The sequence below is a fragment of the Streptococcus parasanguinis genome (genome assembly GCF_031582885.1).
In the GTDB taxonomy this organism is placed as follows: domain Bacteria; phylum Bacillota; class Bacilli; order Lactobacillales; family Streptococcaceae; genus Streptococcus; species Streptococcus parasanguinis_M.
The window spans coordinates 814,770-827,378 of sequence record NZ_CP133988.1 but is presented as its reverse complement, the minus strand read 5'-3'; the positions used below and the strand labels follow the sequence as shown (position 1 = coordinate 827,378).

At 43.2% G+C, this 12,609-nt stretch carries 15 protein-coding genes and 1 pseudogene; 5 read left to right on the top strand and 11 right to left on the bottom strand.

The annotated features are described in order from the left end of the window. Positions 1 to 45 precede the first annotated feature (45 nt). The 4 genes and pseudogenes from RDV49_RS03940 to RDV49_RS03925 all read right to left on the bottom strand — a co-directional run. The gene (locus RDV49_RS03940) at positions 46 to 669 is read right to left on the bottom strand and encodes a TetR/AcrR family transcriptional regulator (protein WP_037608413.1); all 624 of its coding nucleotides are present in this window, start codon (positions 667 to 669) and stop codon (positions 46 to 48) included. Positions 670 to 694: 25 nt separating this feature from the next. After that, positions 695 to 1,777, bottom strand: a complete 1,083-nt coding sequence (locus tag RDV49_RS03935; protein WP_003008691.1) for an ABC transporter permease — start codon at positions 1,775 to 1,777, stop codon at positions 695 to 697. Position 1,778: 1 nt separating this feature from the next. Further along, the gene (locus tag RDV49_RS03930; RefSeq protein WP_037608085.1) at positions 1,779 to 2,495 is read right to left on the bottom strand and encodes an ABC transporter ATP-binding protein; all 717 of its coding nucleotides are present in this window, start codon (positions 2,493 to 2,495) and stop codon (positions 1,779 to 1,781) included. Between the two features lie 172 nt (positions 2,496 to 2,667). Beyond that, positions 2,668 to 2,775 (bottom strand): annotated as a pseudogene (locus RDV49_RS03925) (helix-turn-helix domain-containing protein); the annotation flags it as partial. 114 nt (positions 2,776 to 2,889) lie between these two features. On the opposite strand from RDV49_RS03925, the gene RDV49_RS03920 reads away from it, so the two are divergent. Further along, on the top strand, positions 2,890 to 4,035 hold the full coding sequence (locus RDV49_RS03920) for a low temperature requirement protein A (protein ID WP_003008695.1): 1,146 nt from the start codon (positions 2,890 to 2,892) through the stop codon (positions 4,033 to 4,035). 37 nt (positions 4,036 to 4,072) lie between these two features. Here the strand turns inward: RDV49_RS03920 and RDV49_RS03915 are convergent, their stop codons facing one another. Continuing rightward, positions 4,073 to 5,110 (bottom strand): zinc-binding dehydrogenase, encoded by a 1,038-nt coding sequence (locus tag RDV49_RS03915; protein WP_003008697.1) that lies wholly within the window; start codon positions 5,108 to 5,110, stop codon positions 4,073 to 4,075. Between the two features lie 78 nt (positions 5,111 to 5,188). Continuing rightward, a complete protein-coding gene (locus RDV49_RS03910) occupies positions 5,189 to 6,091 on the bottom strand; it encodes a cation diffusion facilitator family transporter (RefSeq protein WP_003008699.1) in 903 nt (300 codons plus the stop codon). Positions 6,092 to 6,223: 132 nt separating this feature from the next. Between RDV49_RS03910 and RDV49_RS03905 the strand changes: the two genes are divergently transcribed. From RDV49_RS03905 to RDV49_RS03895, 3 genes are read left to right on the top strand one after another with little or no spacing between them, the layout of a single operon-like run. Further along, positions 6,224 to 6,763 (top strand): TetR/AcrR family transcriptional regulator, encoded by a 540-nt coding sequence (locus tag RDV49_RS03905; protein ID WP_003008700.1) that lies wholly within the window; start codon positions 6,224 to 6,226, stop codon positions 6,761 to 6,763. A 15-nt stretch (positions 6,764 to 6,778) separates the two neighbouring features. Beyond that, positions 6,779 to 7,249 (top strand): HXXEE domain-containing protein, encoded by a 471-nt coding sequence (locus tag RDV49_RS03900; protein ID WP_003008702.1) that lies wholly within the window; start codon positions 6,779 to 6,781, stop codon positions 7,247 to 7,249. Positions 7,250 to 7,283: 34 nt separating this feature from the next. After that, positions 7,284 to 7,616, top strand: coding sequence for a hypothetical protein (locus RDV49_RS03895; protein ID WP_003008703.1), 333 nt, complete (start codon positions 7,284 to 7,286; stop codon positions 7,614 to 7,616). A gap of 48 nt (positions 7,617 to 7,664) precedes the next feature. Here RDV49_RS03895 and RDV49_RS03890 read toward each other — a convergent pair whose 3' ends face one another. Then, positions 7,665 to 8,603 (bottom strand): AEC family transporter, encoded by a 939-nt coding sequence (locus RDV49_RS03890; protein ID WP_037608089.1) that lies wholly within the window; start codon positions 8,601 to 8,603, stop codon positions 7,665 to 7,667. Positions 8,604 to 8,817: 214 nt separating this feature from the next. Between RDV49_RS03890 and RDV49_RS03885 the strand changes: the two genes are divergently transcribed. Further along, positions 8,818 to 8,979, top strand: a complete 162-nt coding sequence (locus tag RDV49_RS03885) for a hypothetical protein (protein WP_173018866.1) — start codon at positions 8,818 to 8,820, stop codon at positions 8,977 to 8,979. Between the two features lie 224 nt (positions 8,980 to 9,203). Here RDV49_RS03885 and RDV49_RS03880 read toward each other — a convergent pair whose 3' ends face one another. The 4 genes from RDV49_RS03880 to RDV49_RS03865 are packed head-to-tail and all read right to left on the bottom strand — an operon-like array spanning position 9,204 to position 12,196. Then, a complete protein-coding gene (locus RDV49_RS03880; RefSeq protein ID WP_003008709.1) occupies positions 9,204 to 10,004 on the bottom strand; it encodes an energy-coupling factor ABC transporter ATP-binding protein in 801 nt (266 codons plus the stop codon). Next, positions 9,991 to 10,827, bottom strand: coding sequence for an ABC transporter ATP-binding protein (locus tag RDV49_RS03875; RefSeq protein ID WP_003008711.1), 837 nt, complete (start codon positions 10,825 to 10,827; stop codon positions 9,991 to 9,993). The genes RDV49_RS03880 and RDV49_RS03875 overlap by 14 nt, the downstream gene beginning before the upstream one ends. Next, complete coding sequence (locus RDV49_RS03870) at positions 10,803 to 11,594, bottom strand: energy-coupling factor transporter transmembrane component T (RefSeq protein WP_196218548.1); 792 nt, start codon at positions 11,592 to 11,594, stop codon at positions 10,803 to 10,805. Before RDV49_RS03870 ends, RDV49_RS03875 begins: the two co-directional genes overlap by 25 nt. Beyond that, positions 11,594 to 12,196 carry a hypothetical protein gene (locus tag RDV49_RS03865; protein ID WP_003008715.1) on the bottom strand — a complete coding sequence of 201 codons (603 nt, stop codon included), beginning with the start codon at positions 12,194 to 12,196 and terminating at the stop codon, positions 11,594 to 11,596. The genes RDV49_RS03870 and RDV49_RS03865 overlap by 1 nt, the downstream gene beginning before the upstream one ends. Positions 12,197 to 12,609 lie beyond the last annotated feature (413 nt).

Genomic DNA, 12,609 nt, shown 5'->3' with positions numbered 1-12,609 from the left:
ATTGAAATGGAATATGGTTTTTTGGTTTGTTTCTATCAGATCCCCCTATTTCCACAAGCCACCTAAGATTTGCTTTTCGACCAAGGAAAGATCTTCATCGGTCACTTGCCCATTAGTTCTAAGAATATAGAGCTGACCAAAATAGGCAAGCAGCGGGCCAATCAGAATACGCAGGAATTGGGAAATAGTCAGATCAGGATTGATGCGAGGGTCCGCTTTCAGTTCTTGAAGGAGGTCACCAATTCTACCCTGAATGAAACTCCAAATATGTTCTTGCTCCTGCTTGATCTTTTCATTCGAAAACATCTCCTGTAACACGATTTTTAAGAGAGCTTGATTGGTTTTGAGGTAGTTCATTCGGTCATAAACGAAATAGTGAATTTTTTCCTCTGTTGTTTGAAAATTTAAGAGTTGATCCAGAAAATTTCCCAGAAGACTAGGAAGGATCGGATGTAAAATAGCCGTCAGCAACTCATCTTTGGTCTGGAAATACTTGAAGAGTGTGGCTTGGCTAAGCCCGGCATGCTCCGCAATTTGAAGAGTTGAAGTCCCATTATAACCCTTGGTCGAGATCAAATCGACGGCTGCCTGCATAATTTTCTTCTTTCCTTTGGGATAGTCTGCTCCCTCTAGATAAGCTTCAAACGGCTCAAAAATACTCTCGTTCATGTCCATCCTCACATCCTTTTTATTTTTATACCTTACGATACCGACGCAATCCGACAATATTCAGCATTGTCAAAGCGACAAGGAAAAGCAGTAAAACACCGATATTTGGCAAAATATCCCCAAGGTTACGTCCGTAAAGAATAATCTGACTCATGGCATCACCTGAGTAGGTCAAAGGCAAGAATTTCCCAATTGTTTTTGCCCACTCTCCCATTGAACCAAGAGGAATGATTCCTGAGAAAAAGAGCTGCGGCATAATCACAAGAGGAATAAATTGCATCATTTGAAATTCTGATTTGGCCAAGGTGGACAAGAGAATTCCGAAGGCGAGTGCTACAAGAGCCAATACCACATTAACTATTATAACATTTAATAAACTTCCGACAACTTCAATATTCAACAACCAAATAGCTGCTAAAACAACAACTGCCGTTTGAAGAATAGCTATGATTCCATAAGACATCATGTAACCATAGACGATTTCAGAACGTTTGACCGGAGTGGCTAATAAGCGATCTAGGGTCCCGCTGGTGCGTTCTTTCAACAGCGCCATCCCTGAAATCAAGAAGACAAAGAAGAAGACGACAAATCCAATCAAGACTGGAATCATTTTGGCAAAGAAACCTGTATCTTCATTCCCATACTCATAAGATTCCTTAATTTCTGGTGATTTTGCATCGAGTTTCAATTGAGGAAGGGCCTGTTTAACACGAGTTAATAGTTGATTGGTGCCTTCACTGGCGATACTGGTCCGCAATACTTGACGGGTCATAGCAGTTTTCGAAGCATCTGTATTGGCATAATCTACCTGATACTCCCCGTCTTTATAAGAAATGACGGCGTCGACTTTCTCATCAGCCAAGTCTTCTTTGGCTTGCTCCATGTCTTTGTATGTTTTCACATTGACATGGTCCAGATCATCCATTTTCTTTACCAAACTAGTTGGTAGATCCTGCGTTGCTAGCTTGATGTTCACGGTTGTACTAGCCGAAAACATGAGGTTCATCAACCACATGATAAAGACTGGAGCCACAAACATCATGGCAAGGGTTCGTTTGTCACGAAGCAATTCTTTGATAACTTTTTTTGCAATGGCAAGGGTTCTCATCTTATTCTCCTTCCGCTTTCAAAAAGACTTCTTCAATACTTGAAACACCATAACTTTCCTTGAGATTTTTTGGTGTATCAAAGGCAATGATGTTTCCACCTAACAAGAGGCCAACCTTATCTGTCAGCTCTGCCTCATCCATGACATGGGTGGTAACCAAAATTCCTACACCCTTGTCTCTAAGAGTAATTAATTCCTTCCAGATTTTCTTTCGAAGAGAAGGGTCGATTCCAACTGTCGGTTCGTCCAAAATCAGGAGTTGAGGATTTCCTAAAAGCGCAATCGCCAGCGACAAGCGTCGTTTCATGCCTCCGGAATAACCAGACACAGCCTTATTTAAGTGCTCTGTTAAATCTACCACCTGAGCCACATGGGCAATTTCATCCTTTAAGTCTTTTTTGGAAAGGCCTTTTAGCTGACCGAAAAATTCCAAATTTTCTTGTCCTGACAAAGCCTCATATAAAGCATCAGACTGGGCCATATAGCCAATATCTCCCAGAATATGACGATTGGGCATGGTGTGGTCTAAGACTAAAGCGATACCGCTATCTGCCTTTTCCATTCCTAACATGGTTTTTATCATGGTTGATTTACCAGCACCAGAAGGACCGATTAGACCAATGATTTCCCCAGACTGTAATTCAAAACCAACGTGGTTTAACACCAATTGTTGACCAAAAGATTTTTGTAAATCTTGTAAATGTAGCAATGTTTTCATATGCATCCTCTCAGGTGAGTGTTTACTCACTTTTTAATCATGAGACTATTATAGTGAGTGAACGCTCACTTGTCAAGTAGAAAATTTCATTTTTTTCAGAAAGATAAAAACACCAGATGAATACATCTGGTGTTGATAATGGAAATTTCTGCTGTTAAGCTTCTGTCTGCATCTACTTGCGATACTCTGAAATAGTCTGTCCGGTCCATTTTTTAAAGGCTCGTGAGAAGGAAGACACTTCGGAGTATCCTAGTAAATAGGCTACATCAACTGTTGTCATGTAATGACAATTTGCGTCACAATGAAATTGATTGGTCTACTCCCCTTCCTTCCATCATATACTGTCATTTTTCTGATATAATAAATTGTTCAAACATCGCAGAAAGGATAACCCATGTCAAATCTTATCAAACACAAACGGGTTGAGTATAGTGAACTCTTTTATGATCTGGTCTTTGTTTACGCTATTTCCAAAACCACTGCCCTTATCCATCATCTTCACCATGGAGTCTTATCATTAGATGCCATCTTTGGTTTCCTGATGACACTTCTGGTTTTGGTCAATTCTTGGATGATTCAGACCGTCTATACCAACCGCTATGGAAAGAATTCCCTTTTCAATATGACCGTCATGTTCATCAATATGGCAATGTTGCTCTTAATCTCAAACATGATTACCAATGACTGGCAGAGCTACTTTCATACCTTCTGCTGGACAGTGGGAACCCTGACCTTAACCCTATTTCTCCAATACTTAGTAGAGTATTTGCGTAAGTCTACTACTCCAGCCAATCGAAAAAGTATCAAGGGCTTTCTTTGGATGACAGGGCTCAGGACCTTGGCTATCTACATAGCTGCACTTCTTCCGATAGATTTTGGTATCTATGTCTATATGCTAGGGATTCTCTTGACCTTCGTCATGCCTATTATCTTAACTCGACATACAAGTCTTTTTCAGATTAATCTCCCCCACCTGATTGAACGCATCTCGCTTTTAGTTATCATCACTTTTGGTGAGATGATTATGGGCCTTGCAGATTTTTTTACACTTGAAAATTTCTCTATCCACTCTATCCTTTACTTTATCATCATGGTCAACCTCTTTATGAATTACTTTGGTAAGTTTGACCATGCCATTGATGAAGAAGGAAAGAATAAGGGAATCTTCCTAATTTATAGTCACTATCCAATTTTCATCGGCTTGATTATGGTGACTGTGTCTATGAGTTTCTTGGTCAATCCAGAAGTCCATCACCATTTTGCGACTGGCTTCTTCTATACGGGTATCGGCCTCTTTCAAGCTGCTATCCTTGCAAATGGCTATTTTAACAAGAGTCACCTCAAGTATGACAAGCTCTATTATGGTTTGCAAGCAGGGATGTTCCTTATCGGACTGGTTCTCTCCCTTCTTTTCTCAGCCAATCCAACCATTGTCATTACCATCGCAACCGTGATGACTTTAGCAATGGAAGTTCACTTTATCCATTTTTATATGACCCGAACCAAGAAATTTTCAAGTCCGGATTGGGAATTGTATTAAAAAATTCTAGTAGATATTTTCTACTAGAATTTTTTCGTTAGTCCAGTACAATCATAGCCTTAATCGTCTTACGTTCATCCATATCTTTATAGGCTTGATCAATCTCATCCAAGCTATAGCTATGAGTAAAGACGCGACCTGGGTTGATGTCGCCATCAAGTACAGCCTTGAGCAAGAACTGCTTGTCATAGGTAGTAACAGAGGCTGCCCCACCTGCCACCGAAATGTTTTGGGCAAAGGTCGAACCAAGGGCACGATTATTGTAATGAGGGACACCGACAAAACCTAAACGCCCACCATTATGAAGCACCCCAAGGGCTTGATCAACAGCTGCTGCGGTACCGACACATTCAAGGGCCGCATCTGCTCCGCCACCAAGGATTTCACGGACCTTGGCAATGCCTTCTTCACCACGCTCCGCTACGACTGCTGTCGCACCAAATTCCAAAGCCATCTGTTGGCGGTCTTCGTGGCGACTCATGAGGACAATTTGTGACGCTCCCCGCATCTTAGCTGCGATCACTGCACATTGACCAACGGCACCGTCCCCGACGACCACTACTTTGTCACCAGGCTTCACGTCTGCTACACGCGCCGCATGGTAGCCCGTCGGCATGACATCTGCCAGCGTCAAGAAAGATTTGAGCATGGCTTCTGTATAATCTGATGGTTGCCCTGGAATTTTGACAAGGGCCCAGTTGGCGTATTCGAAGCGCATGTACTCCGCTTGCACCCCATCAGACCAGTTGGTGCCGATATGACGGTCACACGTCCCATCGTAGCCAGCACGACAGGCATCACACTCCCCACAACCATGGGTGAAAGGTGCGATGACAAAGTCTCCTGGTTTGACCGTTGTAATAGCTTCTCCGATTTCTTCGACAATCCCAATGGCTTCGTGGCCACTATTTTGATGCCCTGCTTCAATATCTGGATTACGGTAGCTCCAGAGATCGGATCCACAGACACATGTGCGGACGATGCGGAGAATAACATCATCCGGCGCTTCGATTTGCGGACGTTCAACTTCTACTAGACCCACTTGCCCAGCTTTTGTATAGACTGTTTTCTTCATAGGAACAACCTACTTTCTATTGCTTACTTACCTATAGTATACACTTTTTCTTAGGCTTCTGCTCATACCAACTCTTCATTAATGGCGATGATCATGCCCATGACCTTGATCAGTTTCCAGGTCTTCGATATTTCTCTTGTGAGCTCGGTGGGTTGCCAAGTCTTCATCTACCTCAATGGTGACGTTTTGAAAGCCACAATCTTTGAGCAAGGTACGAATCGCTTCTTTACAAACCTCCATGTGGTTGACATGCTCTAGACAAACATGGACAATGGCGTTCTTTTCCAGCCCATCCATGGTCCAGAGATTAAGCTGATTGATACTAGCCACATGGTCCAACTGTTCCAAATCACTCTTGACTTGCTGGATATCTACTCCTTCTGGCACAGCATCGAGAAAAATCTTGAGCGTGCTCCAAAAACGTGGAATTGCTTTTGACAGAATAAAGATGGAAATGGCAAGAGATAAGAGCGGATCCAGAATATACCAGTCGGTAAATCGTAGAACAATGGCCATTAGGATAACAGCCACCCAACCCAAGGTATCTTCCAGAAAATGCAGGCTGAGAATGGATTCGTTCTTGGTTTGTCCTTTGCGAATGACGAGACTCGCTAGCACATTGATGCTGACGGCTATGATTCCTAGCCAAAGGATGCCCTCATCGTTGACAGGTTGTGGATGAAAGATTTTCGTTATATTTTCCAAAATAACCAGAACGGACCCTGTCATGAGAATCACTGCCGTTACCATGGCCCCTAAAAGGCTAAAGCGTTTGTAGCCCAAGGTATAGCGGCTGTCTTCTTCGCGATTGGAGATACTTTCCAAAAAGGCGGAGATCCCAATAGCGATCGCATCTCCCAAGTCATGGACCGAATCCGCAAGGACAGCGCTGGATCCAAAAATCCCTCCTGCAATAAACTCAACAATGGCATAACTCAAATTCAAGAAAAAAGCGATCCAGACCGCATGTTTTGTCTTCATAATCCTTAATCCTTTGTTATAATAGATTCATGAACATCATGTTCATTATCATTATCTAACATTCATAACAGAAAGGATAGGAGCAAACTGTTTAGGGTGTCCGTTACTGAACAGTTTGTTCTAAGTGTCCATATGACAGCACAGGATCGTCGCATCACCAAAACTCGAAAAGCTATCTATCAAGCTTTTTTACAATTACTCAACCAAAAAGACTACGAGGCCATCACGGTTCAGGAAATCATTGACTTAGCCGATGTGGGGCGATCAACCTTTTACAGCCATTACGAAAGTAAGGAATTATTGCTAGATGAACTCTGTCAAAAGCTCTTTCACCATCTCTTTGAGCGTGCTGAACACCTCTCACCACAAGACTATCTGGCTCATATCTTTCAGCATTTCAAGAAAAATCAAGACCATGTGACCAGTCTCTTGCTCTCTAAAAACGATTATTTTATCCGGCAACTGCGAAAAGAACTAGAACACGATGTCTACCCAATGGTAGCCGACGAACTCATCAAGGCCCATCCAACTCTCCCTCACTCTTACCTCAAACACTTGGTCGTCAGCCATTTCATCGAAACCCTCAGCTGGTGGTTGAAAAAAGGCAAGTCCTACACCGAACAAGAAGTGATCCAATTTTATTTGGAGATTTTAAAAGTGGGCTCGAACTAGAAGGGAGTATTTTCAATGACCAGCGTGCAATTTTACTTTCTATTTCCATCACTCTTCATGCTTCACGAACTGGAAGAAATCGTTTGGATGCCATCCTTTGTCAAAAAAATATCAATCCAGTATCCAAACAATCGAATCCTAACTTATTACACTCCTTTTGCTTTCAACTTTATTGTCTTGGAGCAATTTCTCATCCTAATGACGTCTCTATATCTTAGTTACCAGTTTAATAACTATAGCATTTACGCAAGCATCATAATCGCTTATATCTACCATGTATTCGGACATCTGATTCAAACAATCGTTATACGAAAATATGTGCCTGGGTTGTTAACGGGCATTTTAACAAGTTACTTTTCTATCATTTCCCTCAAAAATGAAATTCCAATTACACTTTATGGTTACTCTCTTTTTACCTTATTGGTTATTATTTTAAATCTTGTAGTATCATTTATGATTCTTCATAAAATCAGTCATAAAAAATAGTACTCAGGCAATCATATCTTAGAAAGGAAACCGTATGTTCTTCCCCATTCTTCTCGGCTTTTTGACAGCCTTCTTTGCCCTTGCTTTTGCTCTTCTTCACTTATTGACTTCTCTTTCTGAAGTTAAAAAAGGAAATCACACTCTAGGAAATACATTTCTCCTCATCGGAAGTAGTCTTGCGACCTTATCTCTCACCCTCTACTTCTTTTTACCGATTGTCTCTCTAGTCCTTTGGTTGATCGGCTGTGGTTTGATTTGCTACGGGGCCTATTGGAATGGGAAACACAAAGGAAACTTCCATCCAGCTCACCACCTGATTCGGATGGGCATCGCTCTAGTCCTTACCATCTTGTTAGCCTTGTTATAAGAAAAGCTCAAGTTTTCAAAAAACTTGAGCTTTTGTATTTTCTATTTATTAAGCCATCAACAGCATAAGAATAGGGATCACCACCATGGTTGCAAGGGTCGTCTCTGTCACCATGACGGCTGCATAATCACTATCAGCTCCGTAGAGTCTGGCAACAACCGGCGCATTGGTCATCACAGGCATGGCGGACTGAATGATAAAGACTTGCTTCATCAAGCTTGGAAGAGGTGCCCAGTAAACAATGATCGCCATCAAAAGTGGGGCAACCACGAAGCGTCCTAACAAGATTAAGAATTGGTCTTTTTTCAGAGTCAACTGCTTTAGTCCTGCATTGGACACTGATAAACCGATGAATATCATGGACAAGGGGGTTGTTAAATTGCCCAGGTACTGTAAATCACTGGCTAGAAAAGCTGGCAACTTGATCTGTAGCATCACCAAGATTAGTCCCAAGAGAAAGCCCATCAGGGGAGGAGAAAAGACTTTTTTCAGACTGGTTCTGATATCAAACTGCGCTTCTCCTTCGCCATCTCGCTGGATCAGGTAGGTCCCCAAGGTCCAAAAAAAGGTCGTATTACACATGTAATAGATCAAAACATAGGGAATGCTGGCATCCCCGAAAAGGGCCTGGTTGATGGGGAGCCCCACAAAAATCGTATTGGAATTAAAAAACATGGAAATAAAGAGGCCACGGCGGTCCTGCCTCACTGCAAAGATCCTTGCTACTGCTGTCGCGATACCAAGTAAAATAACCATAGACAGGGCAGGAAACCGCAAGGCTGGCAACATTATAAGTAGATCCGCTGCTGTGAAGCGCTGCGTGATGGTGTAGAGCATATAGCAGGGCAGAGCGATTTGAGTGACCAATTTAGCGAGTAGGCCACGTGACTTGTCATCAAACCAGCCTTTTTCACCTATGACAAAGCCCACTAAAATCATACCTAGAATGACCAGGATCCCTGATATACTCCTCAAAAAGATCTCCATGTTTTCTCCTTTTACTTCTTTGAAATGAACGTTTTTCCACAAGGTCTCAAAAACTACTCTAGTATATCACAAAAAGAGGCGGAGCAACATGCCCACCTCTTGTATTTTATTAATTGTTACTAGTAGCCTTTCTTGGCCGCCTTGGTCCATTGGTACCAACCAACTAGACTGTTGATAAGGTAAATCAAGAAAAACCAATAAAATGGTGGAGACTATGGCGAAAATAGATGATTCAGTTAAAAAGAAAGTTCCAGAATTGCGATTTAAAGGATTCGCGGATGAATGGGAACAGCGTAAGTTGGGAGACGAAGTTCGAATAGTGATGGGACAGTCTCCTAATTCAGAAAATTATACTGATAATCCTAATGGGCGCTAAAAATGCGAAGACCTATGTAGACCTATTTTGTATTAGTCAAACAAAAGATCCAAAAGAAATGGTATATGATTATGACCATGAAATAAAGTAAAACCAAACTGAGTGATCTGAGGAAGCACCCGATGATCATGAAACGTTATTAAACACAAAAGTCACCCATGTGAGTTCTTACCAGAAGCTGAAGTTAATCCTTCAACCTGGAAAACCCGCAGAGGTGACTTTTTCTATACATCTCGATTTTTCTGGTAATAATCATTAACCGATAAATATGTCTGTGAATCACCCAGCGACTCCGCTATGTCCATAATCCGCGGTGGTAGTAATCCCACTCGCTGGACAAGTCCGTGATCGCTGAACAATTCCCGTGGACTGCCGGCGAAGCCAAACTTCCCGTGTTCCATAACATACACCGACTCAAACTCGGCGGCGACCCAATCCATGTCATGGGTGATGGTCACAACTTGGTGGCCCGAATCAGCCAACTGATGGAAAATTGCGGTCAACTTGCGCCGGCTTTCCCAATCAAGCGACATCATCGGCTCATCAAATAAATAAATCGCCGGATCCACTGCCAAAACTGTGGCAACGCTTAACAGCTTGCGTTCCGACAATGACAGGTCATATGGACTTTCAGCTGTTTTATCATCCAAGCCAACTCTTTTTAGAGCCGCTAAAGCCCGCCTCGTAATCGTGTCGTGGTCATCCATGACCTGCGCGACACTCCACTCCACCTCTCGTTGAACGGTCGGGTTGAAAAGCTGATCGTCAGGATTCTGAAAAGTAATCCCAACCTTCAGTAACTTTTCGACTGGTTTAAGATCATTAAAATTTTCTCCATCGATCTTAATCACACCGGTTTGTGGTGTCAGCAAACCCGTCAACAATTTGAAGAGCGTTGATTTGCCGGCACCATTTTGGCCGACAATCGCCACCATCGGATCGGCGAAGTGTTTGTCTTCAACATCCAAGCTAAAGGACCGTTCCGGATAAGCGAACGTCAGGTGGTTCAGTTCAATTGTGGGCATAAAAAACCTCCTTCAGTTCAGCGTCATTCACCGGATACCGGCCATCAGCCAAGTGCCAATCCATTTTTTGAGCAAGTTGCTGGATTGTCGGGGCTGGAATCTGCCAGTCAGCTGCCAAATGATTAAACACCTCACCCGGCCTGCCCTGGGCTACCATTTGACCCTCGTGCAGCACCCACACAACGTCGGCGACTTCACACAAATCGTCAATTTCACTGGTGACAATGAAGACAGTCGTCTCTTTGACTTGGGCCAGCCATTGGAAAAATTGTCGGCGGCCAAGGGGATCCATCTGACTGGTCGGATCATCCATAATCAAAACAGCCGGGTTAGCCACAATCGCCGTGGCAATTGCCAACCGCTGGCTCTGACCACCGGAAAGGCTCTCGGGACGCAAATTCAGCTGTTCAATCAGCCCCATTTGCGTGGCAACTTCTTCAACCCGTTTTTGAATCAGTCCTTCAGCCATTCCCTGATTAATCAAGTCAAAGGCAATTTCATCGGCAACCGTGTCTGCCAACCCGCTTAGTTGGCCAGCTGGATTTTGCAGTACAACTCCATTCATGGCATTATAAACGGGCCAATTGTCGGACACTCGCTGGCCAAACATGTGCCAGTCGCCCTCAATCTCAGCAGACACCATTTTGGGAATGACCCCTGCCAGCACATGGCACAAAGTCGATTTGCCGGAGTGGCTATTCCCGATAATCCCAACCACCTGGCCGGTATGAACCTCCGCGTTAATCTGACGCAGTTGTGGTTGCTCAGTACCCGGATAACGGGTGGTCAAATTTTCAATTACAATCCGTTTATCTTCGTCCATATCTTCCACCCAATCAATAAAATTGCCAATCCAGTCAGACCAATGTGCAGCGTCCGCGACAAGCGATACACGCGCTGGGAGGTTCTGACAGTCCGGTTGGGATTATCAAAACCTCTCAGTTGGAGAGAAATCGACCGCGCCATCGATTGATCCAAGGTCTTAATCACCAATGGAATTAGAACCGGCAGGACTGACTTTAATTTCTGAATCAACGTTTTTTGCGGATTGGTTCCGCGAACTTTTTGTGCCTGCTGGATTTTCCGCATATTGCGCATCATTTCCGGCAAAATATAACACACCGACATCAGAACGTAGACGGTTTTATAAGACAATCCGGACAGTTCCAAATAGGCCGCGTTTTCTGAAATACTCGTGGTCAGCATAAAAAAGCCACTGGTCAAAATAATCACCAATACTCGACAACCCAGTGTGGTGGCGTAAATCAGGCCTTCTTTGTAGAACGACACCCCAAGCACAGAAAACAGCACAGTTTGATTCCGACTGTAAAATAACCCTTGGATGATCAGCATGGTGCAAATCAGAAACAGGCTGAATCCCAGCGCCTTAAAGATGGTAGAACTCAATTTGGAAAATAACAATAGCAGTGTTGCGACAAGAATTAATCCGGCCTGAAACAATAAATTCATACTGGCAAAGCTCAACAACGTCATGTCCAAGATGAACAAGAGCTTAGTAATCGGATCGATCACCTGGTACCACTTGAGCTTGACCCGTGGCGCTCCAGAAATCAATGTTTGATCAGTCATCATTTATCACCGCTAAAGAAGTGCACCATCCGCTTCGGCAGCTGACGATAGATGAAGAATGCCAGGTAGGCCACGCAGACTTTATCCAAAATATCCAAGACAAACTCATCGATAAATGAGGCCAGCCACACTGGTGCATGATTGGCGACCATTACCGCAAACAATGAGTCACCCCAAGCGATACCGGTCTGACCACCCCAAAAGATGACGTTGAGTGGCGTTGAAATGACAGCTGAAACGATGGCAATAATAATAGCAGAAACAAATACTCGTCGCGCTGACGAGAACCACCCATTGGCGTGCAAAACTCCGACAGCAATCCCAATTCCGATGCTGGTAATCGCATATACGGTTGAAATTGGCGATAAGGTCAGCCCATAGATCACGTTGTTGATGAAACCACTGATGGCACCGGCAACCGGCCCAGCCAACATGCTGGCAAGAAAGGTTCCCAAAGACCCCAGCCAAACGGGCAACTTTAACCCCTCCGCCAAGGCTTTGGCAACATAGTTAATCCCCACGGCAGCGGGAATCAAAGTCATGGTGGCAGCACTTAACTTAAATTTCCACATACTGGTACGATGAATCGGTTCTGTTTTCATAATTTTCTCCTTTTGTTTTTAAAGAGCCGTGTCTGTTTAGACTTTCGGACGCAACGCTCTATAGATTTTTGATTTGAACCGCTTCTCCTTTCACAGATCCCTTAGTCGACATCAGGGATTTTCTTGAAAATAATTGTTCAACAGTTCACAACTAATCATACTCCGATTTTCATAGAAGTCAAGAATTTTCTGAATTTTTTTTGAAAACGTTCGGGAATTAAAAAATAGAGCAAGCGCCCATGAGAACGATCGCTAGACAATTATAAGAGGCCACTATAAAAAAACAAACACCATTTCTGGTGTTTGTTGTGAACAGAGAAAAACTGTTCTTTTATATAAATCTAATAACTTCTATAAAGTTTTATTTATTAGTATTATTCGACCATCTTCTGAAACTTTCCTCTGTGAGAAAA